This is a genomic window from Pseudomonas sp. 8(2025), from assembly GCF_052665325.1.
The window spans coordinates 225,952-252,705 of sequence record NZ_JBQOIE010000010.1; the positions used below are offsets into that span (position 1 = coordinate 225,952).

Annotated in this window: 27 protein-coding genes; 5 read left to right on the plus strand and 22 right to left on the minus strand. The window is 63.0% G+C overall.

The genetic code is table 11. The features are described from left to right. Positions 1-17: 17 nt before the first annotated feature. The 6 genes from ACUXVH_RS20160 to ACUXVH_RS20185 all read right to left on the minus strand — a co-directional run bounded on the left by ACUXVH_RS20160 (position 18) and on the right by ACUXVH_RS20185 (position 5,425). Positions 18-1,457 carry an aminotransferase-like domain-containing protein gene (locus tag ACUXVH_RS20160; protein ID WP_011060145.1) on the minus strand — a complete coding sequence of 480 codons (1,440 nt, stop codon included), beginning with the start codon at positions 1,455-1,457 and terminating at the stop codon, positions 18-20. Positions 1,458-1,662: 205 nt separating this feature from the next. After that, the gene (locus ACUXVH_RS20165) at positions 1,663-2,475 is read right to left on the minus strand and encodes an OmpA family protein (protein ID WP_011060144.1); all 813 of its coding nucleotides are present in this window, start codon (positions 2,473-2,475) and stop codon (positions 1,663-1,665) included. Beyond that, on the minus strand, positions 2,472-2,828 hold the full coding sequence (locus tag ACUXVH_RS20170) for a DUF4398 domain-containing protein (protein WP_011060143.1): 357 nt from the start codon (positions 2,826-2,828) through the stop codon (positions 2,472-2,474). The genes ACUXVH_RS20165 and ACUXVH_RS20170 overlap by 4 nt, the downstream gene beginning before the upstream one ends. A 9-nt stretch (positions 2,829-2,837) precedes the next feature. Next, positions 2,838-3,662 carry a substrate-binding periplasmic protein gene (locus tag ACUXVH_RS20175; protein WP_011060142.1) on the minus strand — a complete coding sequence of 275 codons (825 nt, stop codon included), beginning with the start codon at positions 3,660-3,662 and terminating at the stop codon, positions 2,838-2,840. 81 nt (positions 3,663-3,743) lie between these two features. Next, positions 3,744-4,673 (minus strand): electron transfer flavoprotein subunit alpha/FixB family protein, encoded by a 930-nt coding sequence (locus tag ACUXVH_RS20180; RefSeq protein WP_011060141.1) that lies wholly within the window; start codon positions 4,671-4,673, stop codon positions 3,744-3,746. Between the two features lie 2 nt (positions 4,674-4,675). Next, positions 4,676-5,425: an electron transfer flavoprotein subunit beta/FixA family protein gene (locus ACUXVH_RS20185; protein WP_015634720.1), complete on the minus strand. Its 750-nt coding sequence runs from the start codon at positions 5,423-5,425 to the stop codon at positions 4,676-4,678. A 549-nt stretch (positions 5,426-5,974) separates the two neighbouring features. Between ACUXVH_RS20185 and ACUXVH_RS20190 the strand changes: the two genes are divergently transcribed. After that, positions 5,975-7,639 carry an electron transfer flavoprotein-ubiquinone oxidoreductase gene (locus tag ACUXVH_RS20190; protein ID WP_065363426.1) on the plus strand — a complete coding sequence of 555 codons (1,665 nt, stop codon included), beginning with the start codon at positions 5,975-5,977 and terminating at the stop codon, positions 7,637-7,639. Positions 7,640-7,808: 169 nt separating this feature from the next. Here ACUXVH_RS20190 and ACUXVH_RS20195 read toward each other — a convergent pair whose 3' ends face one another. Beyond that, a complete protein-coding gene (locus ACUXVH_RS20195) occupies positions 7,809-8,699 on the minus strand; it encodes an AraC family transcriptional regulator (RefSeq protein ID WP_011060138.1) in 891 nt (296 codons plus the stop codon). A 180-nt stretch (positions 8,700-8,879) separates the two neighbouring features. On the opposite strand from ACUXVH_RS20195, the gene ACUXVH_RS20200 reads away from it, so the two are divergent. Next, on the plus strand, positions 8,880-9,932 hold the full coding sequence (locus ACUXVH_RS20200) for an NAD(P)-dependent alcohol dehydrogenase (RefSeq protein WP_019094642.1): 1,053 nt from the start codon (positions 8,880-8,882) through the stop codon (positions 9,930-9,932). A gap of 92 nt (positions 9,933-10,024) precedes the next feature. Here the strand turns inward: ACUXVH_RS20200 and ACUXVH_RS20205 are convergent, their stop codons facing one another. Then, positions 10,025-10,504, minus strand: coding sequence for a GNAT family N-acetyltransferase (locus ACUXVH_RS20205; RefSeq protein WP_011060136.1), 480 nt, complete (start codon positions 10,502-10,504; stop codon positions 10,025-10,027). A 212-nt stretch (positions 10,505-10,716) separates the two neighbouring features. Here ACUXVH_RS20205 and ACUXVH_RS20210 point away from each other — a divergent pair, with 212 nt between their 5' ends. The 3 genes from ACUXVH_RS20210 to ACUXVH_RS20220 all read left to right on the plus strand — a co-directional run bounded on the left by ACUXVH_RS20210 (position 10,717) and on the right by ACUXVH_RS20220 (position 12,779). Beyond that, complete coding sequence (locus ACUXVH_RS20210) at positions 10,717-11,934, plus strand: MFS transporter (RefSeq protein WP_065363425.1); 1,218 nt, start codon at positions 10,717-10,719, stop codon at positions 11,932-11,934. 84 nt (positions 11,935-12,018) lie between these two features. Then, complete coding sequence (locus tag ACUXVH_RS20215; protein WP_011060134.1) at positions 12,019-12,345, plus strand: hypothetical protein; 327 nt, start codon at positions 12,019-12,021, stop codon at positions 12,343-12,345. Positions 12,346-12,398: 53 nt separating this feature from the next. Then, positions 12,399-12,779, plus strand: a complete 381-nt coding sequence (locus ACUXVH_RS20220; RefSeq protein WP_019094643.1) for a Rho termination factor N-terminal domain-containing protein — start codon at positions 12,399-12,401, stop codon at positions 12,777-12,779. Positions 12,780-12,805: 26 nt separating this feature from the next. On the opposite strand, the gene ACUXVH_RS20225 is transcribed toward ACUXVH_RS20220, so the two are convergent. The 14 genes from ACUXVH_RS20225 to fabF form a co-directional block, all read right to left on the minus strand. Further along, positions 12,806-13,726 carry a PfkB family carbohydrate kinase gene (locus ACUXVH_RS20225; protein WP_015634716.1) on the minus strand — a complete coding sequence of 307 codons (921 nt, stop codon included), beginning with the start codon at positions 13,724-13,726 and terminating at the stop codon, positions 12,806-12,808. Further along, on the minus strand, positions 13,719-15,185 hold the full coding sequence (locus ACUXVH_RS20230) for a purine-cytosine permease family protein (RefSeq protein ID WP_041116809.1): 1,467 nt from the start codon (positions 15,183-15,185) through the stop codon (positions 13,719-13,721). The genes ACUXVH_RS20225 and ACUXVH_RS20230 overlap by 8 nt, the downstream gene beginning before the upstream one ends. A gap of 141 nt (positions 15,186-15,326) precedes the next feature. Then, entirely contained in the window at positions 15,327-16,325 is a 999-nt protein-coding gene (locus ACUXVH_RS20235) for an ADP-ribosylglycohydrolase family protein (protein WP_011060130.1), read from the minus strand. After that, complete coding sequence (locus ACUXVH_RS20240; RefSeq protein WP_011060129.1) at positions 16,322-17,035, minus strand: GntR family transcriptional regulator; 714 nt, start codon at positions 17,033-17,035, stop codon at positions 16,322-16,324. The genes ACUXVH_RS20235 and ACUXVH_RS20240 overlap by 4 nt, the downstream gene beginning before the upstream one ends. Positions 17,036-17,105: 70 nt before the next feature. Further along, a complete protein-coding gene (locus ACUXVH_RS20245; RefSeq protein WP_065363424.1) occupies positions 17,106-17,669 on the minus strand; it encodes a DUF1285 domain-containing protein in 564 nt (187 codons plus the stop codon). Between the two features lie 22 nt (positions 17,670-17,691). Further along, the gene (locus ACUXVH_RS20250) at positions 17,692-18,294 is read right to left on the minus strand and encodes a DUF4823 domain-containing protein (RefSeq protein ID WP_011060127.1); all 603 of its coding nucleotides are present in this window, start codon (positions 18,292-18,294) and stop codon (positions 17,692-17,694) included. Positions 18,295-18,394: 100 nt separating this feature from the next. Further along, the gene (locus ACUXVH_RS20255) at positions 18,395-19,363 is read right to left on the minus strand and encodes a GTP 3',8-cyclase MoaA (protein WP_011060126.1); all 969 of its coding nucleotides are present in this window, start codon (positions 19,361-19,363) and stop codon (positions 18,395-18,397) included. A gap of 139 nt (positions 19,364-19,502) precedes the next feature. Further along, on the minus strand, positions 19,503-20,141 hold the full coding sequence (locus ACUXVH_RS20260) for a TetR/AcrR family transcriptional regulator (protein ID WP_011060125.1): 639 nt from the start codon (positions 20,139-20,141) through the stop codon (positions 19,503-19,505). Positions 20,142-20,953: 812 nt separating this feature from the next. Next, positions 20,954-21,739: a TatD family hydrolase gene (locus ACUXVH_RS20265; protein ID WP_065363423.1), complete on the minus strand. Its 786-nt coding sequence runs from the start codon at positions 21,737-21,739 to the stop codon at positions 20,954-20,956. Positions 21,740-21,823: 84 nt separating this feature from the next. Further along, positions 21,824-22,810, minus strand: coding sequence for a DNA polymerase III subunit delta' (locus ACUXVH_RS20270; protein ID WP_065363422.1), 987 nt, complete (start codon positions 22,808-22,810; stop codon positions 21,824-21,826). Beyond that, on the minus strand, positions 22,803-23,435 hold the full coding sequence (tmk, locus tag ACUXVH_RS20275) for a dTMP kinase (protein ID WP_011060122.1): 633 nt from the start codon (positions 23,433-23,435) through the stop codon (positions 22,803-22,805). Before tmk ends, ACUXVH_RS20270 begins: the two co-directional genes overlap by 8 nt. A gap of 19 nt (positions 23,436-23,454) precedes the next feature. Beyond that, a complete protein-coding gene (mltG, locus tag ACUXVH_RS20280; protein ID WP_065363421.1) occupies positions 23,455-24,648 on the minus strand; it encodes an endolytic transglycosylase MltG in 1,194 nt (397 codons plus the stop codon). A 3-nt stretch (positions 24,649-24,651) separates the two neighbouring features. Continuing rightward, complete coding sequence (gene pabC / locus ACUXVH_RS20285) at positions 24,652-25,467, minus strand: aminodeoxychorismate lyase (protein WP_019092971.1); 816 nt, start codon at positions 25,465-25,467, stop codon at positions 24,652-24,654. Further along, positions 25,467-26,711, minus strand: coding sequence for a beta-ketoacyl-ACP synthase II (fabF, locus tag ACUXVH_RS20290; protein WP_011060119.1), 1,245 nt, complete (start codon positions 26,709-26,711; stop codon positions 25,467-25,469). The genes pabC and fabF overlap by 1 nt, the downstream gene beginning before the upstream one ends. Positions 26,712-26,754 lie beyond the last annotated feature (43 nt).

Here is a 26,754-nt window from a genome sequence, read left to right on the forward strand (position 1 = left end):
GCACAGGGCCACACTGATTAAAATCCGCCCGCCGCCTCCTGGCACAACTGGCTGGCAAGCATTCCCAAAGTCATCAGGGCCCGCTCGGCCTCGCGATTCCAGGGCGTACCGCAGTTGAGCCGCACACAGTGGTTGAACTGCTCGGTGTTGCTGAAGATCAGCCCCGGGGCGATGCTGATGCCCTGCTGCAAGGCTCGCACATGAAGCTCCTGGGTGTTGACCCGCCCCGGCAGGCTGACCCAGAGAATGAAGCCCCCGTTGGGCCGGGTGATCTGCGTGCCCTCAGGGAAGTACTGCTGCACCGCCAGCTGAAAGGCGCTGAGATTCTTCCGGTATTCCTGGCGGATGTACCGTAAATGCCGGTCATAACCGCCGTTTTCCAGGTAGGCCGCAACCCCCATCTGGGTGACGCTGCACGCAGAATGGGTGCTGAAGGTCTGCAGGCGCTGGATCTCCTGCTGGTACTTGCCGGCAATCATCCAGCCGATGCGCACGCCGGGAGACAGGGTCTTGGAGAAGCTCGAACAGTAGATCACCCGATCCAGGCGGTCATAGGCCTTGAGGGCCTTGGTACGCCCCACCTCGAACATCAACTCGCCATAGATATCGTCCTCGACCACCTGGATATCGAAATCCGATGCCAGGCGCAGCAACTGCTTCTGCCGCTCCTCGGGCATGGTGCCGCCCAGGGGATTGCTCAGGCGTGTGGTCAGCACCAGGGCCTTGATCGACCATTGGTTGGCCGCCAGTTGCAGGGCTTCCAGGCTCATGCCGGTGGACGGATCACTGGGAATCTCGATGACCTTGAGCCCCAGCAAGTCCGCCAGTTGCAGCAGGCCGTAGTAGGTCGGCGACTCCGCAGCAATCAGGTCCCCGGGCCGGGTCAGTACCCGCAATGACATCTGCAGGGCATCGACGCAGCCGTGGGTGATCACCACTTCCGACGGGTCGACCACCACCCCGGCATCGCGCATGCGAATGGCCACCTGACGCCGCAGTGGCTCGAAGCCCGGGCTGAACATGTAACTGAATGCCCGGGGGCTGTGGAACCGGGTGACCTTGGCCAACTGCTGGTGCAGCGCCCGCACTGGCAGATAGTCGACGCTGGGCACTGCGGCCCCCAACGGAAACACACCTTCGCGACGGGACTCCACCAGCACCTGCTGAATGATGCTGCTGCGGGTCACCAGCCCCGGGCGCTCGACCCGGGCGATATCCGGCGTGGGCGCGGTCAGCGCCGGCGTCTGGTGCACGTAGTAGCCCGACTGCGGGCGCGCGCGAATCAGCCCCTGGTCTTCGAGGTTGGCATAGGCCTGGAGTACCGTGGCGTGGCTGACATTGAGCTGCGAGCTCATCTTGCGTACCGACGGTACGCGCTCCCCCGGCTGGTAGACACCACGGCGAATATCCTCAGCCAGTTGCTGAGCGATACGTTGATAGAGCAAGAGATTGGTCATGGCGCAGCACTCGATTTCACGGCGTTTTATTCTTGTGTGAAACAATACCGGCACAGTTTAGAAGTGTACTGGGACAGTTTCTACAATAGTCGAGGACACGGGGCAGTGAAAAGCATAACTGTAGGGTTTTTGTGAACCTCTTGGCAGGCATAAAAAAACCCGACGCGAGCAAGGCGTCGGGTTTTTCCGTGGCACTGGCGCAGCTTCAGCGAGAAGCGCCCAACTGGCCTTTTTCGTCGGAGAACACGATCTCCACCCGACGGTTCTGCGCCCTTCCCCGCTCGGAAGCATTGGCCTCCACCGGATAGTCGTCGCCATAGCCTTCGACCTGGATGCGTTTTTCATCGATACCCAGGTCCACCAGCACATCCGCCACGGCTTGGGCGCGGTCCTTGGACAGCTGCAGATTGCTCTGGCGCTCGCCGGTGTTGTCGGTGTAACCCTCGATGCGCACCACGCGCTTGGGGTTCAACTGGAGGAACTGCACCACCTTGAGCACAGTGCGGTTCGCCGAGTTCTTCAGTTCCGCTTCGCCGGTATCGAACAGCACATCCCCCAGAGTCATCACCAGACCGCGATCGGTCTGGGTGGTGGCCAGGCTGATGATCTGTTCTTCCAGCCATTTGCCCTGCTGCTGCACGCTGAGCAACTTGGCTTCGCGTAGGGCCAGTTGCAGGCGCTGGCGCTCCAGCTCGAGCTTGGCCGCACGCTCGTTATTGAGTGCCTGTTCGGTATGCTCACGGGCGATTTCGCTGTAGCGCCGACTCAGGTAGGCGTAATGCTCCACATCGCCACCGCTGCCCCAATAGGTGGAGAGGCGATCGGCACGTGCCAGGGACTCCCCGGCACGGATCACGTCCTTGGGCGCGATACGCAGCACGTTGGAGTCTTCCTTGACCTTCTGGAAGTCGTTACTGGCCTGCTGCAGGGCTTCTTCACTGTGCTGGCCAGCGCAGCCATAGAGTCCGGCGCATGCCAGGAGCACTGCACTGCCGATGATCCGGGTAGACAGATTCATTGGGCATCTCCCAGTTGCTTGCGCAGGCGAGTGATGCGGGTATTGAGTGCATTCACCTGTTCCTGGCTCTTGCGGGTCAGGACCTTGGCTTCGGCCAGGCGCGCATCCAGTTCGGCCTGTTCGGCGCGCATCCGCGCTTTCTTGTAGGACTCATCCTGCATGTTGCCCTGTGCCCGGGAGAACTTGTCTTCGGCCAGTTTCAACTCGGGCATGTCCTCGGCAGAAGCCCCCACGGCCTTGGCCTGCTCCAGCGTCTGCGCGGTGAGGCGCATCTGCTCGATGGGCGCCGGGTCGGTTGCACAACCCGCCAGGGCGAGAACAGCCATGGCGGCGAAAAGAGGTCGAATAGTCACACAAGATTCCTACTGTTTTGGGCTGCTGACGGGTTGCTGCAACTGGGCCTTCCAGCGCTCCAGATTGCGCTGCAGCAAGGTCTCCGTCAGACCGGACGCGGGCAATTCTGTCATCTTTTTGGCCAACTGTCCGCGCAACCATGGGTCATTGCAGGCGGAGTTATGGGACAGCGCAAGGAACAGCCCCGGTTTGTCGATGGGCTGGGGAAACGCCGCCAGATCCGCCGTCATGCCCAGGGTCTGGGCCATGGCCATGCCTGCGTAGCGAGGCGCCAGCACATAGTCCACCTCCCCCAGGAGCAAGGTCTGGAAGACCTGGGTCAGATTCGGCAGGCGCTTGAGTTGCAGATGCTCCTTGGCCATGGCGACAAAGGGCTGAGTCAGTCGGGCCTTTTCCGACACGGCGCCCGGATGGCCTGCCAGGTCTCCCGGCTGGGTGTAGCTGAGGGTCGAATCCTTGCGGGTCCAGACCAGATAGTCGTTCTGCACCAGCGCCGGGTGGATGTAGTCCAGCGATTCCAGCTCATTGAGGGTCAGCGGTGCATCGGCGAGCAGGTCCATGCGCCCGGTGCGTACCTCGTCCAGCGCCTCGGAGCGCTTGCCGGCATACAGCACCTCGACCTTCAGCCCCAGCTCCCCGGCCACCTGCTGCAGCAGGTCGGCGCTGGCACCCATCAGGTGCTTGGGGTCCTGAGGGTCACGCCACAGGTAAGGCGGTGCATCGGGGCTGCCAGTGACCACCAGACGCTCGCACTTGCCCGCCGCCATCGACAACGATGGCAACAACGTCAGGCCCAACAGCACTGGCCAGCCACTCATGCGGCGCAGATCCATGGCGAAACCCTCCCCCGGCAAAAAACACACATAAAAAAACCCGGCCAAAAGGCCGGGCTCTTTATAAGTGAAGACGCCGGATTAGACCAGCTTCTCCAACTCAGGTACGGCTTCGAACAAGTCCGCTACCAGGCCGTAGTCGGCTACCTGGAAGATTGGCGCTTCTTCGTCCTTGTTGATCGCGACGATCACTTTGGAGTCCTTCATACCCGCCAGGTGCTGGATCGCGCCGGAGATACCGACGGCGATGTACAGTTGTGGCGCAACGATCTTGCCGGTCTGGCCGACCTGCATGTCGTTGGGCACAAAACCTGCGTCCACCGCAGCGCGGGACGCGCCGACAGCAGCGCCCAGCTTGTCGGCCAGGGCATACAGGTGCTTGAAGTTGTCGCCGTTCTGCATGCCGCGGCCGCCGGAAACGACGATCTTGGCTGCGGTCAGTTCAGGGCGATCGGACTTGGCCAGCTCTTCGCCAACGAAGCTCGACTTGCCGGCATCGTGAGCGGCGCCGACGGTTTCGACTGCAGCCGAACCACCTTCAGCGGCAACAGCGTCGAAACCGGTGGCACGTACGGTGATGACTTTTACGGCAGCCGAGGACTGCACGGTAGCGATGGCGTTACCGGCATAGATCGGACGCTTGAAGGTATCAGCGCTTTCTACCGAGATGATTTCGGAGATCTGGTCGACGTCCAGCTGAGCGGCAACCCGCGGCAGGATGTTTTTGCCGTTGGAAGTAGCGGCAGCCAGGATGTGGCTGTAGCCAGCGCCCAGTTCGGCCACCAGCGGCGCAACGTTTTCCGGCAGTTGGTGAGCGTAGGCGGCGTTGTCGGCCACCAGCACTTTGGCCACGCCAGCGATCTTGGCCGCGGCTTCAGCCACGGCGCCAACGCCCTGGCCGGCTACCAATACATGCACGTCACCACCGATTTTGGCGGCGGCGGCAACGGTGTTCAGGGTGGCCGGAGCCAGCGCCTTGTTATCGTGTTCGGCGATTACCAAGATAGTCATGATCAGATTACCTTCGCTTCGTTTTTCAGTTTCTCGACCAGTTCAGCCACCGACTTGACCTTGATGCCCGCGCTGCGTGCAGCCGGCGCTTCGACTTTCAGGGTCTTGTTGGTGGAGGCGGTGGAAACGCCCAAAGCATCAGGAGTCAGCGTTTCAAGCGGCTTCTTCTTGGCTTTCATGATGTTTGGCAGAGACGCGTAGCGCGGCTCGTTCAAACGCAGGTCGGTGGTGACGATGGCTGGCAGGTTCAGCGCAACGGTCTGCAGGCCGCCGTCGATTTCACGGGTGACGTTGACCTTGTCGCCGGACACTTCGACCTTGGAGGCGAAGGTGCCTTGAGCGTAGCCGCTCAGGGCTGCCAGCATCTGGCCGGTCTGGTTATTGTCGCTATCGATGGCCTGTTTGCCGAGGATCACCAGCTGTGGCTGTTCCTTGTCGACCACGGCCTTGAGCAGCTTGGCCACGGCCAGGGAGTTCAACTCTTCAGCGGACTCGACGAGGATCGCGCGATCGGCACCCAGTGCCAGGGCGGTACGCAGTTGCTCTTGAGCAGTAGCAGGACCGATGGAGACGACGACGATTTCAGTCGCTACACCTTTCTCTTTCAGGCGTACGGCTTCTTCCACTGCGATTTCGCAGAAAGGGTTCATCGACATCTTGACGTTGGCGAGGTCGACGCCGGAGTTGTCCGCTTTGACGCGAACCTTGACGTTATAGTCGACCACTCGTTTGACAGCTACAAGAACCTTCATGGATTCCTCGTTACTCTCCGGTGAAAAGAAAGTCGCCTAGGCGAGAACCTGGCGGTTGATGCTCATCGGCACAAGGGCACCTCCAAAAACGCTGGCGCACAAAAAGGTTGACCTTGCTCACGGGGTGATGACCGTTCGTCAGTGGTGACCGACGAGTCATTCATTATCGCGGCGTGTAGACTGCGCACTTTCAAGCTGCGCGCGCGTCACCTTTACTGCCTTTGCCCTGTCTTTAGAGGTGCTCTTGAAACCAACAGTCAGCCTACGGCGAGCGCAAAACCGACCGTATCTTGACCGGAACGCCTTTTCCGGTCAATACGGCAAAATAGCCGTTTATAAGCCGCGCTTCTTTGATTTACCTGGGCTGCGGCAAATTCAAACAAACGTTTGTATTGGACGCTGAGAGTGGTGTAGATATAATGCGCCGCCCAGAGAGAAAGGTCGGCCGTCCTCCCCTTCTCCCCCCCATGCGCGATGGGAGAAAGCGGGGATGCAACGCCAAACCTCCAATTAGAAAAAACCGTTGAGCCTTGAGTAGGAGATAGCCTAGTGGAACGCGAATACATGGAATTCGACGTGGTCATCGTCGGTGCCGGCCCCGCAGGCTTGTCCGCCGCTTGCCGCCTTAAGCAGAAGGCCGCTGAAGCCGGGAAGGAAATCAGCGTCTGCGTGGTTGAAAAAGGCTCCGAAGTCGGTGCTCACATCCTTTCCGGTGCCGTGTTCGAACCACGGGCCCTGAATGAATTGTTCCCGGACTGGAAGGAACTGGGCGCCCCGCTCAACACCCCGGTCACCCGCGACGACATCTATGTCCTGCGCAGCAGCGAAACCTCCACCAAGGTTCCAGACTTCTTTGTGCCCAAGACCATGCACAACGAAGGCAACTACATCATTTCCCTGGGCAATCTGTGCCGCTGGCTGGCCCAGCAGGCCGAGAACCTGGGCGTGGAAATCTACCCGGGCTTTGCCGCCCAGGAAGCCCTGATCGACGAAAACGGCGTAGTCCGCGGGATTCTTACCGGCGACATGGGTGTCGACCGTGAAGGCCAGCCGAAAGAGGGCATGTACACCCCCGGCATGGAACTGCGCGGCAAATACACCCTGTTCGCCGAAGGCTGCCGTGGCCATATCGGCAAGCAACTGATCAAGCAGTTCAAGCTGGACAGCGACGCCGACGCCCAGCACTACGGCATCGGTCTCAAGGAAATCTGGGAAATCGACCCGGCCAAGCACCAGCCTGGCCTGGTGGTGCACACCGCCGGCTGGCCGCTGGATATCATGAGCAACGAGAACACTGGCGGCTCCTTCCTCTATCACCTGGAAAACAACCAGGTAGTAGTGGGCCTGATCGTCGACCTGTCCTACGCCAACACTTACCTGTCGCCGTTCGACGAGTTCCAGCGCCTCAAGCATCACCCGGTGCTCAAGCAGTACCTGGAAGGCGGCAAGCGCGTCAGCTACGGCGCCCGCGCCATCTGCAAGGGCGGCCTGAACTCGCTGCCGAAGATGGTGTTCAAGGGTGGCGCGCTGATCGGCTGCGACCTTGGCACCCTGAACTTCGCCAAGATCAAGGGCAGCCACACCGCCATGAAGTCCGGCATGCTGGCCGCCGATGCGGTAGCCGACTCGCTGTTCGCCGGCTCCGAAGGAGCCGACGAACTCAAGAGCTACGTCGATTCGTTCAAGGCCAGCTGGCTGTATGAAGAGCTGTTCGCCAGCCGTAACTTCGGCCCGGCCATGCACAAGTTCGGCCCGATCATCGGCGCGGGCTTCAACTGGATGGACCAGAATATCTTCGGCGGCAAACTGCCGTTCACCCTGCACGACACCAAGCCGGACTACGCCTGCCTGAAGCTGGCCAAGGACTGCGTGAAGATCGACTATCCGAAACCCGACGGCAAACTCAGCTTCGACAAGTTGAGCTCGGTGTTCATCTCCGGCACCAACCATGAAGAAGAACAGCCTTGCCACCTGAAGCTGACCGACCCGAGCATCCCGCTGAGCCGCAACCTGCCGCTGTACGACGAACCTGCCCAGCGTTACTGCCCGGCCGGCGTGTATGAGGTGATCACCCAGGAAGATGGCGAGAAGCGCTTCCAGATCAACGCGCAGAACTGCGTGCACTGCAAGACTTGCGACATCAAGGACCCGGCCCAGAACATTACCTGGGTCACTCCGGAAGGCGCCGGCGGCCCGACTTACCCGAACATGTAAGCCGGTGCGATAAAAGAAGGCCCCCTTTATGGGGGCCTTTTTCATGCCCGGGATTCAGCGACACCGCCACCTGTAGGAGCCGGCTTGCCGGCGAAGAGCCCCCCAAGCCTTGCTCCGGCCCAAGGGCGCATTCGCTGGCAAGCCAGCTCCTACAAGGGGGGCGATGTTTTCAAGCGGCGCGTTCTTCGCCCGGGTTGCGTTCGAAGTAGCGCTTGTACTCGCGGCTGAACTGCGAAGTGCTTTGATACCCCACCCGATGAGCCACCTGGGCCACGCCCAGCCCCTCTCCCAGCAGCAACTGCTGGGCCTTGAGCAGGCGCAGGCGCTTGAGGTACTGCACCGGCGACAGCAGGGTGCTGCGCTTGAAATGCTCGTGGAAGGTCGAGGTGCTCATGTTGGCGCAGCGGGCCAGGGTCTCGACGTTCAACGGCTCGGTGTAGTGCTCGTGCAGGTGATTGAGCGAAGCCGCAACCCGGGCGAACTGCCCCTGCTGCTCCACCAGCGCCCGCAGCGCATCGGCCTGGGGCCCGCGCAAAGCGGCAAAGAGCAACTCGCGCACCCGTGAAGGGCCCATGACCTTGCACTCCAGAGGATCGTGCAGGCAGCGCAACAGGCGTTCCACGCAACCACGCATGGCGTCGTCGAGCACAGCCGAGGTCATCGACTCCAGGGTCTGCGCCGAAGCCGCCCGGCCTTCGGTGACGCCCATGGCCAGCACCAGCTCGCTCAATACCGCCCGGTCGATGGCGATGGAAACCCCCAGCAGCGGCGCATCGGGCAAGGCGAAGGTTTCGCACTCGAAGGGCACCGACAGGGCCTGGATCAGGTAATGCCCTGCACCGTACTCCAGGGTTCGCGTGCCCAGGTAGGCCAGCTTGCTGCCCTGGGCAATGATCATCAGGCTCGGCTCATAGATCTGCGGGCCCCGCGCCACATCGCAACTGGCCCGCAGCACCTGGACCCCGGGCAAGGCGGTGGCAACGAAACCGTCACGGCTGGCAAGGGGCTGGATCAGCGAGACCAGGGTGGCGTTGGCGTCCAGATGGCGGGTCAGCAGCATGGGGAAAACTTCACGGAAAAAGGGACGAAAACATCATCGCAGGTCTGTACGCCAATGCCGCGTGAAAACCGCCAATGCCGGAGGAATAGGCATGACATGCCGAGGAATCGCCATGGTTGGCCCAGGGCCCGACGCCGAGAATGCCACGCCTCAATCGTCAATGCTTTTGCGAGGTCCACCATGTACACCGCCATCGGTTATGCCGCCCAATCGGCCACCACTCCCCTCGCCCCCATGAGCTTCCAGCGCCGCAGTCCGCGTGCGGACGACGTCGCCATCGAGATCCTCTACTGCGGCGTCTGCCACTCCGACATCCATCAGGCCCGCAACGAATGGGGCATCGCCGTGTACCCGCTGATGCCGGGCCACGAGATCGTCGGCAAGGTCACAGCCGTCGGCGCCAACGTCAGCAAGCACAAGGTCGGCGACCTGGTGGGCGTCGGTTGCATGGTGGATTCCTGCCGCCACTGCGAGGCCTGCGCCGCCGACCTGGAGCAATACTGCCTGCAAGGCCCGACCATGACCTACGCCACCCCGGACCGGGTCGATGGCAGCAACACCATGGGCGGCTACTCCGACAGCATCGTGGTCAGCGAGCACTTTGTGGTGCGCATTCCGGAGAAACTCGACTTGGCCAGCGCCGCGCCAATCCTCTGCGCCGGCATCACCACCTACTCGCCACTCAAGCATTACGGGGTCAAGCCCGGTGACAAGGTGGGGATTCTCGGCATGGGCGGCCTGGGCCACATGGGCATCAAGTTCGCCAAGGCCCTGGGCGCCGAAGTGACCCTGTTCACCCGCTCCGCGAGCAAGGCCGAAGAAGCCCGCCGCCAGGGTGCCGACCATGTGATCGTATCCACCGACGTGGCGCAGATGCAGTCGGTGGCCGGGCACTTCGACTTTCTCCTGGACACCATCCCGGTGCCCCACGACCTCAACCCCTACCTCGACACCCTGCGCTTCGATGGCGTGCATATCCTGGTGGGCCTGATCGAACCGGTGGACCCGGCGCTGCACGCCGGCAAGCTGGTGATGAGCCGCCGGGTGCTGGCCGGCTCGCTGATCGGCGGCATTGCCGAGACCCAGGAAGTGCTGGACTTCTGCGCCGAGCACGGCATCACCTGCGATATCGAAATGCTCGACATCCGCCAGATCAATCAAGCCTATGAGCGCATGATCAAGGGTGATGTGAAGTACCGCTTCGTGATCGACATGGCAACCTTGAAAGGCTGATTCTCGACACCGTCAAAGCATGGCTTGTCGCCGGGGGCGCCGATGGCGTGCGCCTTCGCCGGCACGCCGGCTCCTCCACGAGCCAGCGGAGGTCAGCCGCGAGCAAAGGCGCGCAGCACTTCGCCATCCATGCGGTACTTGACCCATTCCTCCTGAGGCTGGGCGCCCAGGGACTTGTAGAACTGGATCGCCGGCTCGTTCCACTCCAGCACGCTCCATTCGAAGCGCCCGCAATCATTGTCACAGGCGATCTGCGCCAGATGCCGCAACAGTTGCTTGCCCGCCCCGCCGCCCCGTTGTTCCGGAGTGATGTAAAGGTCCTCCAGGTACAGGCAATTGCTGCCCAGCCAAGTGGAATAACTGAAGAAGAACACCGCAAAGCCGATCGGCACGCCTTCGCGCAGGCAGATCAGGCCATGGGCCGTGGCCCCCTCGCTGAACAGGCTGCGTTCGATATCGGCGACGCTGGCGATCACTTCATGGCGGGCCCGCTCGTAATCGGCAAGTTCGGTGATGAACGCAAGAATCTGCGGGGCATCGCTGGGCAGTGCAGGACGGATTTCTACGGTCATCGACGGCTCTCTTGTTGGAATCAGGCGGCCATATTAGAACGGCGGCAGAAATACATGCACGACCATTTATGCCAAGCCCCCCCGGCCCAGTTCCTTGCGCACGGCACTTACTCCGCTGCCGACTAACCCTGAGGCCTGCAGGAACACAACAAACACCGGGAGGCGCCATGTTAGAAAGCCCGACATGACTTCAAGCATAAAGAGGCACTTTCATGTCAGCGTGCACCCCGCAGCAGTCCCGGGTCTCGGCCCCGTTATTCGGCCTGTTCTGCCTGGGCAGCTACCTGCTGTCGCTGTCCTACGGCTCGACCTTTCTCCTGTCGCTGCTGATCGGCAGCCGTGGCGGCAATGAACACGATGCCGGCACGGTGATTTCCACAGCCATGCTCAGCACCTTTGTTGCGGTGATCGGCTCCGGGCACCTCTCGGACCGCCTCGGCGCCGCGCGCTCGGTGGCAGTGTTCGGCTGCCTGCTGGCGGTGGCCAGCCTGGGCTTTGCCCTGACCCCGGGGGTCGGCCCCGGCCTGCTGTTCTTCGGCCTGACCCTGGGCCTGGGCTGGGGGGTGTTCTATACCCTGGGACCGATCATCGTGGCGATGCTGGTGGAGCCCGCGCAACGGGCCCGCTACTTCGCATTGCTGTCGGGCAGCATGATGACCGGCATCGGCTCCGGCCCCTTGCTGGGGCGCCTGGCCAGTGCCCTGGGCTACCCACTGACCAGCGCCTTTCTGATCGCCGCCGGCGCCAGCCTGCTGGGTGTGCTGATCTTCTGGCGGCTGGGCGGCCGGCTGCGCCAGCAGGCCAACCACCTGGGCACCTCGGCGGCTGGCATCACCTGGGCTGGCACCGCGCAGGTGCTGTCCTCCCGCGCCGTCTGGCCGATTCTCATGGTGGGCCTGGGAGGTTGCGTATTCGGCGGCCTGTCGAGCTTCCAGACCAGCTACGGCCCCTCCCGCGGCGTCGACTACTCGCTGTTCTTCCTCGGCTTCATGAGCGCCGCCATCGCCAGCCGCCTGCTGATCGCCGGGATCGTGGTCAAGCGCGATCCCTTTCGTGCTGCCTCCCTGCTCTCGGGGCTGATGCTGGTGTCGATCCTGCTCTTTTTATTTGCTGTCGACAGCAGCGCCAGCTACCTGCTGGCTGCCGTGACCCTGGGGGTGGGCTATGGCCTGACCTACTCGGTGATCAACGGCCTGGCGGCCAACGAAGCGCCAGCCGGCTGCACCTCCCAGGCGTTGCTGCTGTTCAGCCTGTCGTACTTCATCGGGGTCTTCGGTTTTCCCTGGCTGGCCGGGCGGATCATCGTCGAAGCCGGCATCCAGGCGCTGCTGTTCACGGTGCTCGGCGTGGCGTTGCTGAACTGGCTGATCAGCCTTGGCCGCCTGGGCTGGCGGCGCCTGGGCCACTGGCGTATGGCAGCCGGTGCATAACACCGTTCGTCGATCATCAGGCACCAACCGGCCCCGGCAGCGGACCAATATCAGGTAACGACTCTAACGAATGGAGGCGACACCATGATCAAGGTCCAACTCTGCGCCCTGGCCCTGGCCGGGCTGCTGTCCACTGCTGCCCTGGCCGGCGCCACCGGCCCGACCAACCCGGTTGAAGGCCCGAAATCCCCGGCCACCCAGGGCACGCCGAAGATCAACATCAACCCACCGGCCATGGACGAAGGCTCATTGCCACCGGCGACCGGGACCGACCCGCGCATTCAGGGCAACGACAACGGCCGCCAGGGCGGTGTCGGCACCATGGACTCCAGCACACCCGACAGTGGCAAGACCGGTACCGGCTCGAAAACCACCACCGGCGGCTCAGGTTCTGAAGGCAGCAGCCAGTAACCGCCGGTTCAATCCAGCAGGCCCTGTGCGCCAGGGCCTTGAGGAGAGATGTCATGACTCGAGGAAGCAAAGCGAAATACACCCTGGCCCAGCGCCGCAAGGCCGCGGCCATCGAAGCCAGCTACGAAGAACGCGGGCTCTCGCCGGAGCAGGCCGAAGCACGGGCCTGGGCCACGGTGAACAAGCAGTCCGGCGGCGGTGAACGGGCGGGTGGCTCCGGTCGGGACAAAAGCCCGGCAGACAAGGCCCGGGCCCGCAGCGAGTCGGCCCGGCGCGCGGTGGCCACACGCCACGGGCATGCCCGCAACAGCGCGGCGTCCCTGGGCACCCAGAGCAAGGACAGCCTGATGCGCGAAGCTCGGGCGAAGAAGATTCCGGGACGCTCGCGCATGCGCAAGCAGGAGCTGATCGAAGCCTTGAGCAAGGCCGGCTGACCCACGGCCAGCTGCTCGCCGCTGACTCAGCCGCGCGCCAGCAAGGCATCCACTTCGGCACTGCCCGGAGCGGTGGCCGGGCCACGCCGGGTGACGGCAATCGCCGCCGCGGCGTTGGCCCGACGAGCCGCCATCAGCGGCTCGAGGCCCGCTGCGAGCCCGGCGACCAAGACCCCGGCGTGGGCATCACCGGCACCGTTGCTGTCCACCGCCTCCACCTTGAACCCCGGCACCTGCACCGCCTGCCCCTGGCGGCTGACCCAACAGCCGCGGGGGCCATCACGCAGCACCAGCAACGCCGCAGGTGACAACCAGCTTTCGAGCTGCGCCAGCGCCTGGGCAATCTGCGAAGTACCGGTCAATTGCAATGCCTCGGCGCGGTTGCTGCTCCAGATGTCGATCCGTGGCAACAGCGCCGCCATCAAGGGTGAATCTGCCGAACCGGCCAACGGCCCCGGGTCGAACATCAATGGGATCGAACGAGGCAGCGCCAGCAACCAGTCCAGCAGGGCCCGTGCCTTGCACTCCTGCAACAGGCTGTAGCCGCTGACATAGAGGTAATCCCCCGCCTCCACCCGGACCCGGGCCAGATCCTCGGCCGACAATTCGCCCTCGGCGCCGATATGGGAAATGAAGGTGCGTTCAGCAGAGGCTTCGGTCAGGGCCACGCACAGACCGGTATCAGCCCCCCTGCCGGGCTCCAGGCTCATCTGAATGCCTTCGCCCTGCATCGCCGCCCGCGCCAGGTCGCCAAAGCGCCCCTGCCCGTGGCGCCCGAGGTAGACCACCGGCAACCCGTTGCGCGCCGCGGCGGCCATCACGTTGAAGCCGCCACCGGCCTCGAAGCCCGCAGATTGCGCGAGCACATCGCCTCCGGAGGCCGGCAGGCGCTCTACCGCCATCACCAGGTCGACTATCACCTGGCCGGTGTGCAGCAACCTAGGCATTGGCGTTCTCGACAAAGGCCGCGCGCCGGTCCCGGGCACCGCCCAGTAGAGCGTAACCGCCGCCGGCCACCAGGAAGGTGACGATCCAGCCCAGGCCGTTATGCCCCAGCCAGGAATCTGCCAGGGGCCCGGTGAACCAGACGTCTTCGGCAGTGGTGCCGATGGTGGTGAAACAGAAGCCCAGCACAATCGCCAGCACCCAGGCGCCAAACGCTCGCCATTCGATGCCGCCCCGGTACCAGTAGGCGCTGCTCGGGCCGACGTTGAGCAGATCATCGGCGCTGTAGTGATGACGATGGATCAGGTCCACCACGAAGATCCCCACCCAGGCGGTGATCGGCACCGCCAGCAGGGAGATGAAGCTGATGAAAGGGCCATAGAAGCTGTCGGCAATCAGCATGAAATAGATCGAGCCGAGGAAGATCGCCACGATATCCACCAGCACCGCATAGACCCGCTTGACCTTGAGGCCCAGGGTCAGCGCGGTGAGGCCGGCGGAATACACAGAGAGGTTGTTGGACAGCAGCAGGCCGCCAAAGGCCGCGACCAGGTAGGGCACCGCCATCCAGGTCGGCAGCATGTCGCGGATCGCGATGATCGGGTCCACTGCCGAGGCCAGGTGGTCGTTGCCCACCGACAGCAATCCGCCCAGGGTAATCAGCAACACCAGCGGAATGCCGGCGCCAAACGCCGCCGAAGCCACCAGGCGCCCGGCCGTTACCGAACGGTGCTGATAACGCGACATATCGGCCCCGGAACTGGCCCAGCCAATCCCGGTCCCGGCGGCCATGGTGCCGACGCCGATGATCATCGCGCTCATGGGGGCCGGCGCGGCATTGAAGACCGCCGCCCAGTCGATGGTGGCGCAGAGGAAACCGCCCACCAGCACGTTCAGGGCACCAAAGCCGTAGGTGGCCCACTTCTGGATGACCAGCAAGGTGGCGTGGCCCAGGCCGGAGACGCTCAGGGTCATCAGCACGAAGATGCCGATGAACAGCAGGGTCAGCAGCGGCGCATCCTTGGCCGAGGCCGGGGTCTGGAACAGGATCGAGCTCAGGGACAGCAGGACGAAGGCCGCCGTGGTGGTATTGACCGTCTCCCAGCCAACCCGTGAAAGCATCGACACCAGGGTCGGGCCGATATTGCCCCGCACCCCGAAGATTGCCCGGGACAGGGTCAGGCTCGGCGCCCGCCCGCGCCGGCCGGCTACCGAGATCAGGCCGACCACGGCGAACGACCCCACCGACCCCAGGATGGCCACCAGCAGCACCTGCCAGATCGACAAACCGCGAAACGCCACCAGAGTCGCCCCCAGGGGCAGGCCGAGAATACTGATGTTGGCCGCGAACCAGACCCAGAACAGCTGCAGCGGGTGCCCGTCGCACTCTGCCTCGGGAACCGGCTCGATACCGCGGGTTTCCAGTTGCCCGGCGCCTGATCCGGCCGTGGATGAACTCATGATAAAACTCCTGTTGCCGTTGTTAGGGGTATTGGGCAATTTCGGAAGTCACAGAACATCCCGGCATTCCTGGCCGTGTCATAGCTTTCCATAGCGATCGGCAACATGGCCGCACACCGCGGCCTGTACCTTAAAGGCGGCTCAACGCAGCGCCAGCAGCTGTTCCACCAGAGGCTGCAGGTCCAGCTCATTGACCTTTCGCACCTGCCCGATCAGTTCGCCAGGCCAGATCTCCATCCCCAGGCAAGCGCCGAGCATGGCACCGAGAATCGCCGCGATAGTGTCGGTGTCGCCCCCAAGGCCGGCGGCCATGCACAGTGCCTCGAAGGCCGGCAATTGCCCCAGGGCCACTTGTCGGGCCAGGGCGAAACTCACCACCACCGATTCCTGGGAAGCCACCGAGGTGCCGATCAGCTCGTAGAGCATCCGCGCAAAGCCTTCCCGATCGCCGTCGACACGCAGGGTGCTGGTCCAGTCCAAGCGAGCACCGATGGTGGCACCCGCTACCCAGTGCCCCTGGGCCTGGGCCTGCCGGGCGACCTGCACACCAAGTGCCAAGGCTTCGGCCAGAGGCTGGCCGTTGATTCCGGCGGACACCACCGCCGCCACCGCCGCCGCGCTGGCAATGCCCAGGCTGGTGTTGTGCGTCACCTGGCAGGCCTCGACCACCGCCTGCAGAAAGGTCTCGGGCCGAGCCACATCGGCGGCGATGCCCACCGGCGTGATGCGCATGGCGGCGCCATTGGTGGTGCCATAGCGGCCCGCCTCTTCAACGGACTCCCCGGCGAGGATCATTTCAATGGCGCGTTTGGTGGAAGGCCCCAGCAGATCCTGGGAACCCTTGGCCTGCATCTGCGCCTCCCACTCGATCAGGCTCTGGGCCAGGGCCGCCGGAGCGATCCGGCCCTGCCCCCGGACCAACAGGCGAGCCACCAGGATCGCCTGCTCGGTATCGTCGGTAATGGAGCCCCGGGGCATGTTCGCGGCAATCGGCTGGTCCGGGCCGGCGTCCTCCAGGGTGCGGATGACGCCGAAGCGCTGCTGGATCTGTTCCCGGCTCAAGGATTGGGTCGGCATGCCCAGCGCATCGCCCAGGGCCAGCCCGTAGAAGGCGCCCAGGGCGCGCTGCAATGCATTCACCGCGGCTCTCCGAACTGCAGGTGCATGCGAAAATGCTGCGGGTCCAGCAGGCTTTCGACCTGCTCCATAAAGCGCCCCTGACGGTCGTAGGTGGTACGCAGGGCCTTGAGGAAGACTTCGCCCGGAGCACGTCCGAGCAATTGGGCATCTTCAGCATTCAAGGGCTCGGCGCCGATCCACTGATCGCCGCGCTCGCCGATATAGCCGTAGGCGGCCAGGGTAATGGTCAGGGAATCATCGATCAGGCCGACCCTAGGCAGGCCTTCCAGCTCGCCGGAAGCCGGGATCAGAGAGCGCTCCAGGGACAGCACCCGGCCATCGGTGCTGCGGCGCCGGCGATCGAGGGCGATGAACTGGTCGGTGCCCAGGCGATGCTTGAGGTCCGGGCGCTGGATCGCCTCCAGGCGCAGCACCTCGGTGTTGACCAGCGCACCGCTGTCGGCCAGGGCCTGGGCCCAGCCATGATGCTGATCCAGGGCAACACCGTCGAAGGTGACGATGGAGCCTACGCCGCTTTGCGTGGCGATGTAGTTGCGCCGCTTGAGCTCGGCCAGGGCCTCGCGCAAGGTGCCACGGCTGACACCGAATTCTTCGGCCAACTGATGCTCGCCCGGCAGTTGAAAGCCGTCCTCCAACAGGCCGCTTTCAATACGCCGGATCAACTCGTCGACCACCCTTGTTTTCTTATCGAATCGGACATGTTTGATCATGTCCGGCTTGATACATGAAAGGCCCGAGCCAGAGCAAGAAATATCTTCTTACAGCCGTCTGAAACGCCCGTCAGGGTTCAAGACCAATGGGAAAGAACACCCCGCAACTCCACACCCCCAGCCAATTCTGGCCGTCGATCTGGCGGGTCTGCGCCAGCTCCACCAGTTGGTAGAAGACGTTGCGATGGATCAGCGCTTCAAGATTGTGTCGAACCAGGAGGTAAGGCGCCGGTTCCTGGGTCAGGGAGTCGATCACCACCCGCAGCGGGTGCTCGTCATTGGCGACCACCTGCTCCTCGACATTGGTAGAAAAGCGCAGTACCTGAGCCTCGCCCTGCCCTTCGACCTCCAGGGTCACGGCGACGAAGGGTGCGTCATCGACCTTGATGCCGACCTTCTCCACCGGAGTGATGAGGAAATAGTCATCGCCATCGCGGCGAATGATGGTGGAGAACAGCTTGACCATGGGTTTGCGGCCGATCGGCGTACCCAGGTAATACCAGGTGCCGTCGCGGGCGATGCGCATATCGATATCGCCGCAGAAGTCGGGGTTCCACAGGTGGACCGGCGGCAAGCCTTTTTCAGCCTTGGGAATCTGCGCCAACAGGTCGTTGGCCTTGCCTGGACCACTCATACCGCTCTCCTCCCTCAATCAATCAGTCGCTCAGGCCCAGCAGGCCGCGCGCGTATTGCTGCAACGGCGGACCAAGCAGATCCTGTGGCTTGTTGTCGTGGAACGTCAGTAAACCGCCACGGCTGCGAATCCGCGCGGAATCGATCAGGTACTGGGTACTGGTTTCGATCAACATGATCTGGATGGTACTGGTATCCACCCCCAGGCGGTCCACGGCTTCCTGATCCAGCCACTCGTCAGAGTTACCGATACGGTCATCGGCCTTGGCGAAACGGGCGTAGAGCAGATAGTGCGCCCCCGCTTCCCGGGCTTCGGCCATGGCTTCATTCAGGCCCTCGGGCGCCTTGGCCCGACGCACCATGGGGAAATACTCGACAAAGCCGTTGAAGGCTTCCTCGGCTACCACGTTGGGCCGCGGATAAGCGCCACCCGGCGGTACGAAATGCCCCTGGGCAATGAAAATGAACGAATCCGGCTGAATGCGGAACGAGCTGGTGCGGCGTGTATCACTGTGATCGAGCACCCCCGCATCACTCAGGTGATAGCGCACCCCTTCGCCCATATCACTGACATTCATGCAGCCGCCGAGTGCCAAAAAGGCCAGCAGCAAAACCAGGCTACGCATCCTACCCTCCAAAATCCGGTGACGGAAAACCGGCGAATGGCCACGGGATGCAGCTTCCGCGCCAGCTCCGCCAAGGAAGGGAATTCGTCGGCAAAGCGCCTCAGCCGCCAATGATCTTCATCACCGTGGCTCCGCCGGAAAAGGCCAGCTCCTGCTTGTCCCCCAAGGCCTTGACCAGCAGCCGCTGCAAGGCCGGCAGAGCCTGATGGCGCGGCTTGTCCAGCAGGTCGCCGACATAGTGACGATTGCTCGAAGAAAGGCAGCCGTGCAGCCAGCCCGTGGAGGACAGCCGCAAACGCGAGCAGGTGCGGCAGAACGGCACGCTTTCGTTGGCGATCACGCCGAAATGACCGTGCCCGGGAATGGCGTAGCGCACCGCGGTAGCATCCACCGGTGCATCGGCCTGAAGGTATTCGTAGCGCTGCCCGATCAGGTCCAGCAACTGTTGCAGGCTGACAAACTGCTGCAGGAAAGCGTTGCCATCATTGGCCAGGTGGCCCATGCGCATCAGCTCGATGAAACGCAGCTCGTAACCCCGTTCCAGGCAGTAATCCAGCAACGGCATCACCTGATCCAGGTTCTGCCCGCGCAACGGCACCATGTTGACCTTGATCTTCAAACCGGCACTGCGGGCTTGCTGCATGCCATCGAGCACCGTGGCCAGGTCGCCGCCACGGGCAATGCTGCGAAAAGCCGTCGCATCCAGGGTATCGAGGGAAACGTTGATCCGGCGGATACCGGCCTCCACCAGCAACGGCAGCTTGCGCGCAAGCAATTGGCCATTGGTGGTCAGGCTGATGTCGTCCAGCCCCATGCGCCCCACCGCGCCCATGAAGGCTTCCAGCTTGGGACTGACCAGGGGTTCGCCACCGGTGATGCGCAAGCGCTCGATGCCCGCCGCTTCCATCAGGTACGCCACGCCGCGAGCCATTGCCTCGGCCGACAACTCGTCCTGGGCAGCCACCAGCCGCTTGCCGTTGGGCACGCAGTAGGTACAGGCGTAGTTGCAGGCAGACGTCAGACTGATCCGCAAGTTGCGAAAGCGCCTGCCTTGACGATCAACGATCATGGATGACTCCGGCGTAGGAAGGGAGAACCGGGCAAAACCTGACCCAAAAATCAGGTTTTGGCAAGTCCCATGCCTGAGTATATTCCTCGGACACTGCGCCATACAGTTTGTCGATGGCGCAATACAGCGGCTGAATGCCTTAGCTGTTCGAGGTGTCGGGGTCGCGCTTGCGCTTGTTGCCCATGCGCACACCGATGTCCATCAGGAACTGGAAGAAGCCTTCCTGATCTTCCAGCACATTGCTCCAGAACGGCGAGTGGTACAGCGCAACCGCACCATGCACCAGCGCCCACGAGGCACAGTAGTGGAAGTACGGCGGCACGTCTTCAAGCTTGCCTTCACTGATGCGACCCTTGATCAGCAGGGTCAGGCGCTCGAAGTTGGACGCACGGATCTTGTGCAGTTCCTCGACCATCTCCGGCACCTGGTTGCCCTTGACCACCTTCTCTTCCAGGCGGTCGAACAACCGATAGCGCTGCGGGTCACGCATGCGGAATTCGAAGTAGGCCCGGGACAGGGCTTCCTTGTCCTTGTCGACGTCGGCCGAGTGCAGCAGCTCGTTCAGGTCGCGCTCGTAGTCGAGCATCAGGCGCAGGTAGATCTCCGCCTTGGACTTGAAATGCTTATAGATGGTCCCTTTGCCGATACCCACGGCATCCGCAATCATCTCGACGGTGACACTGTCTTCACCTTGTTCGAGGAACAGCTTGAGCGCGGTATCGAGAATTTCTTGCTCGCGGCGACGAAACTCACGGACCTTACGAGGTTCTTTCTGCATAAGAAAAGGTCTGTTCGGGGTCAAAATCGAAGCCGCGTATTATGCCTAACTTGCGCCAAAATGCACGGATCATCCATCGTTGCTGGTGTTTCTGGCGCAAAAGCCGCCCCGTCAGAACCTTCCAGACAGGCGCCGAAAGCCAGGGAAATCCCGTGAATACGGGGCCGGGCCAGGGTTCAAATAGCAAACTTCCACAGCCGCCAAGCTCCGGATCAGACCGCGAAGTCTGGTTTTTCCCGCACCCAGCACCCTGGATTGCCCCACGCCCTGCGTGCGACGCAAAGGCCTCGATAAGTCGCAATTCCATCATTGCCCGGCTGATTCGTCGCTCAGCGGGGGGCCAATGCAACTGCCATCCCACAGCATCAGAGAAGCCCTAGAAGAGCGGAAGAATAATCCGAAAGTATCGATGGCGTTGATAACTGCCAGCCGGGCAGGTACAGCAAACTGCAACAGATCATGTAGGCAACTTTCAGGAAAATTCGGCTATTTTTAGTCTTATCAGCTAAAAATCAGGTGATATTCAGCGATCGCGTCGAAAACTGCGATACAGGCAACCCAAATGAGAACTCAAGCGAAGCGCGCGTATTCCAAATTTGTTTAAAAAACGAGCAGGGGCAACTGGACTGAATGCAATAGTGATCAATACTTCAACTGTCGGCGGGACATCTCCCCCAAGTGAAACGCCGATCAAGGTACCGAAGGACCGCGTGCCTTAGTTTTACTCCTAATGGTCTTAACCCGGATTCACCCCCCAGAACCCGGGTTTTTTTTGCCCGCCATTCAGCGCCAGTGCACCGTGCGACCCAGGCTCAGCCCTTGACCCGCGCCAAGGGGAACAGACGCTTGAAGTTGGCCGTGGTCTGCTGGGCAAAGGCTTCATAGCTTTCGCCCCGCAGCATCGCCAGGAACTCCGCCACCTCGCGCACGTACTGCGGCAGGTTGGGCTTGCCGCGATAGGGGATCGGCGCCAGGTAAGGCGAATCGGTCTCCACCAGCAGGCGGTCGGCCGGCACCTGTCGGGCCACGTCCCGCAGGGCATCGGCATTACGGAAGGTGACAATCCCCGAGAGGGAAATATAGAAACCCAGGTCCAGGGCCGCCTTGGCCATTTCCCAGTCTTCGGTGAAGCAATGCAGCACACCGGCATTGGGCAATGCCGCCTCGCGCAGCAGTGTCAGGGTGTCGGCGCGGGCGCCGCGGGTGTGCACCACCACCGGCTTGCCGGTCTGCTGGGCGGCCTGCAGGTGCAGGCGGAAGGATTCCTGCTGCAGCTCGGCGGCTTCCGGCTCGTAGTGATAGTCCAGGCCAGTCTCGCCAATGGCCACTACCCGGGGGTGATTCAGTTCATCCAGCAGCCAGTCCAGGGCCGGCGCTGCGCCGGGCTGCACATCCAGCGGATGCACGCCCACCGAGCAGTCGACATCGTCATAACGATCGGCCAGGGCCTTGACGTCCGCCGCGTTGTCGGCGCTGACACCGATGCACAGGAAGTGCCCTACCCCCCGCTGGCGGGCGGCAGCCAGCGCGGCATCCAGGGAGCCGTCATGAGCGGCGAGGTCGAGGCGGTCAAGGTGGCAATGGGAATCTACGAGCATAGGAGGCTACAACTACATCCGATCAATGAAAGGCCCGGGTTGTGGCGCCCGGGCGGAAACAACGCTGAGTCTAGGCGCTGCGGGTCAATTCTGGGTAGGCAGGGCCACCCACTGCACCAGCAAGGCTTCCAGCAACAGCACGCGGTTGAGGTTGGCCTTGCTCAGGACCTTCTGGCGCTGGGCCAGGATCCAGTCCTGGATGTTCAGCACCTTGGCCTGGGCGGACTTCTGCGCCAGGTATTGCAGCACCTTGCGCATGTCCTGCAGGCCCAGTCCCTGCTCATCCTGGGTCAGTTGATAGCGCAGGACCAGGTTCGACCATTCGCAGAACCAGTCGAACAGCAGCAACAAGGGAATGGCACTCCAGGATTCGGCCAGTTGCGTGGGCGACTGCTGCTGTTTCAGCAGCTTCTTCACCCCTTCCACCACTTGCGCCCGCTGCTCGCGAACACCCTGGGCCTGCAGGCTGACCGCTGCCAGCGGCGAACCGGCAGCCAGGGTCAAGAGCTCCACCCGCTCCTCCTCGGAGCAATCAGGCAGGGCCTGGGCCAGCCACTCAAGGCTCATGGCCTCGCTGGGCAGCGGGCAGGCCTGCTGCACGCAACGGCTCTTGATCGTGGGCAACAACCGGCTGGGCTGGTGGCTTACCAGCAACAGCACAGTGTTGCCGGAAGGCTCCTCGAGACTCTTGAGCAGGGCGTTGGCGGCGTTGATATTCATCGACTCCACCGGCTCGATCAGCACCACCTTGCGCCCCCCCAACTGGGCGGTCTGGACCACGAAGCTCACCAGTTCGCGGACCTGGTCGACCTTGATCGCCTTGTCCGCTTCCTCCGGCTCCAGCACGTAGTTGTCCGGGTGGCTGCCGGCCAGCAGCAACAGGCAGGACTTGCATTGACCACAGGCGTCCAGGCCTTCCGGGCGCTGGCACAGCAAGCGCGCCATCAGCCGCTCGGCCAGGGCCCGCTTGCCGATACCCGCTGGGCCATGCAACAGGTAGGCATGGGCATGCTGGGTACGCCCCGCCAATTGCTGCCAGAGGCTGTCCTGCCAGGGGAAGACTTCAGCCACGGGCGCGCTCCAGCAATTGCGGCAACAAGCTGTCCAGGGACTGCTGGACCTGGGCCAGGGGCTGCGCCGCATCCACCAGCACATAACGCTGCGGCGCCGCTGCGGCGCGGGCCAGGAAGGCTTCGCGAACCTTCTGGAAGAAGGCCTGGCCTTCCTGCTCGAAGCGATCCAGCCGGCCACGGGCACTGGCTCGCGCCAGGCCGACATCCACCGGCAGGTCGAAGACCAGGGTCAGGTCGGGGCGCAACTCGCCCTGGACGAAATCCTCCAGCGCAGCAATGCGCGCAAGGCTCAGGCCGCGGCCCGCGCCCTGGTAGGCGTAGGTGGAGTCGGTGAAACGGTCGCACAGCACCACCGCACCGCGCTCCAGGGCCGGGCGAATCACCGTTGCCAGGTGCTGGGCACGCGCGGCGAACACCAGCAACAGCTCGGTATCGGCATTCATGACCTCTTCCACCGGGGTCAGCAGTACATCGCGAATCCGCTCGGCCAGCGGCGTGCCACCAGGCTCACGGGTCAACAGCACCTCGATCCCCGCAGCGCGCAGGCGCTCGGCGAGGTACTCGCGATTGGTGCTTTTGCCCGCGCCTTCCGGGCCTTCCAGGGTAATAAACAAGCCAGTCACGGGCAGTCCTTAATCAATGTCATTGCGGGCTTTTCGCCGCGGGCTCGGGCACAGGCTCGGCAGGAGTCGCAGGCGGCTCGGGCGCAGCTTGCGGGGCGCTTGCCGGAGCCGTCTCCGGGCCAGGGGATGCAGGCGTCTCCGGTGCCTGACCTGCCGCTTCGGGAACCGCTGGCGTGGCGGCTGGGGCCGGGCTGGAACGGTAGTCGGCGCGACGCTTGAGCTGAAACTCGCGCACCGCGCTGTTGTGGGCATCCAGGTCATCGGAGAACACATGGCTGCCGTCGCCCCGCGCGACAAAATACAGGCTCTTGCCGGGCACCGGGTTGAGGGCGGCGTGGATCGCCTCGCGTCCGACCATGGCGATCGGCGTCGGCGGCAGGCCGGCAATCACGTAGGTGTTATAGGGCGTGGCTTCCTTGAGATGAGCCCGGGTCAACTTGCCGGCGTAACGCTCACCGAGGCCGTAGATCACCGTAGGATCGGTCTGCAGCAGCATGCCAATCTGCATGCGACGCACGAACACGCCTGCGATCTGCCCACGCTCCTGGGGTACGCCGGTTTCCTTCTCCACCAGCGAGGCCATGATCAGCGCCTGATAAGGATCGCTGTAAGGCGCATCGTCGGCACGCTTGCTCCACTCCTTGGCCAGCACATCGTCCAGGCGGTCGTAGGCTTTTTCCAGGAGCTCGGCGTCGGTCATGCCCCGAACGAAACGATAGGTGTCAGGGAAGAAACGCCCTTCAGGGAAAACCCCGGGATGCCCGAGCTTTTCCATCACCTGGCTGTCGCTGAGCCCCGTCAGGGTCTGCTGCAATTTTTCGCTCTTGGCCAGGGCGCTGCGTACCTGGCGGAAATTCCAGCCTTCCACCAGGGTCAGGCTGTACTGCACCACCTCACCGCGCTGCCAGAGGCCGATCAGGCCTTCGGCGGTCATGCCTGGGGTCATGCGGTACTCGCCGCTGTGCAGAGGCTGGCCCGCCATATTGAAGCGCCAGTACAGGCGCAGCCAGAAGGCATCATCGAGCACACCCTCGGCTTGCAGACGATTGAAGGTGCCGGTGGGCGTCGAGCCGGCGGGAACATCGAGCAACTGTTCCTGGCTCAGGTTAAGCGGTTGTTCCAGGGCCGAGTACAGTTTCCAGGCACTCGCACCCAACAGCAGTCCTGCCAGGACCAGTCCGGTTTCCAGCAGGAGCAGTAATTTACGTCTCACGAATCAAGCATCCAGTAGTGCGCGGGTAATGCCCTGCAGTTTACGGGTGAGCGCACCCGCCGACCAGCTCATCCCGGCACAGCCAAGCACTGGCCAGACGCCATAGACACTGTTGCAGACAAAGACTTCATCAGCCTGTTGCAGTTGATCGAGACTGATATCCCCGACTTGCGCGGGGATGCCCAATGACTCGGCCTGAAACAATATTTCAGCGCGCATCACCCCGGCCACGCCGCAGCGCCCCAGGTCAGCCGTCAGCAGCCGCCCCTGGCTGACCAGGAACAGGTTGCTGAACACGCCTTCGATAACTCGCCCAGAGGTATCTCGCATCAAGCCTTCGGCATGCTCGGCATCACGCCACTCGGCACGAGCCAGAACCTGCTCCAGACGATTGAGGTGCTTGAGACCGGCCAGCAGCGGCTGCTCGGCCAGGCGCGTGGTACAGGGAAACAGACGAATGCCTTGCTCGGCATGGGCCAGGGGATACACCGGCAATGCGGAGCCCTGGAGAATCCGCCGTGCAGCGGTTGCAGGATCGGCGGCATAGCCGCGCTGGCTGTCGCCCCGGGTCAGGATCAGCTTGAGCACACCCTCCCCCAAAGCCGCCGCATAAGCCTGCAGCTCACTGCGGATCAGGGCTTGATCCGCCGTCAGCGCCAGGCGCCGGCATCCTTCGGCCAGACGCTGCAGATGCCGCTCCAGCAGCTGCGGGCGCCCGGATTTGACGGCAATGGTCTCGAACAGACCATCACCGTAAGCCAGGCCGCGGTCCTTGAGCGACAGTGCGTCAGCCGGCTGACCGTCGACCCAGCTGTGCATCACTCGGAGAACCGGCGGAACACCAGGGAGCCGTTGGTGCCACCAAAACCGAAGGAGTTGGACAGCACTACGTCGATGTCCATGCTGCGCGCGGTGTGAGGCACGAAATCGAGGTCACAGCCTTCATCCGGCTCATCCAGGTTGATGGTGGGCGGCGCGGCCTGGCTGTTGATTGCCAGCACACTGAAGATCGCCTCGATCGCCCCCGCGGCACCCAGCAGGTGACCCGTCATAGACTTGGTGGAACTGACCGCCAGCTTGTAGGCGTGATCGCCGAACACGCTCTTGATCGCTTCGGCCTCGGCCAGGTCGCCGGCCGGGGTCGAAGTACCATGGGCGTTGATGTACTGCACCTGGTCCACGTTGAGCTTGGCGTCGCGCAGGGCATTGGCGATGCAGCGCGCAGCACCGGCACCATCGGCGGGAGGCGACGTCATGTGATAGGCGTCACCGCTCATGCCGAAGCCGATCAGCTCCGCATAGATGGTGGCCCCACGAGCCTTGGCGTGCTCCAGCTCTTCCAGAACCAGGGCGCCGGCGCCGTCGGACAGGACGAAGCCATCACGCCCCTTGTCCCAGGGACGGCTGGCGCGGGTCGGCTCGTCGTTGCGGGTCGACAGTGCACGGGACGCGCCGAAGCCGCCCATGCCCAGGCCACAGGCAGCCATTTCAGCACCGCCAGCGATCATCACGTCGGCTTCGCCGTAGGCGATGTTGCGCGCAGCCATGCCGATGCAGTGGGTACCGGTGGTGCACGCAGTGGAAATGGCGTAGTTCGGCCCCTGGGCACCCAAGTGGATGGACAGGAAACCGGAAATCATGTTGATGATCGAGCCAGGCACGAAGAACGGAGAAATCCGTCGTGGGCCGGAATCGTGCAGGATGCGGCTGGTTTCCTCGATATTGGTCAAACCGCCAATACCCGAGCCCATGGCCACGCCGATGCGTTCACGGTTGGCATCGGTGACTTCCAGACCGGCGTTGCGTACCGCCTGGAAACCGGCTGCCAGGCCGTATTGAATGAACAGGTCGAGTTTGCGGGCCTCTTTGACCGACAGGTATTCCTCGACATTGAAGCCCTTTACCGAGCCGCCAAAACGGGTGGAATAGGCAGAAAGGTCGGTGTGTTCGATCAGACCGATGCCACTTTGGCCAGCCAGAATGCCCTGCCAGCTGCTTGGCACATCCGTACCCAGTGGCGACAACATACCCATACCGGTGACTACGACGCGTCTACGCGACACAGCACTCTCCTTTTTCTAATGACGACACTTTGTATCAGGCCTA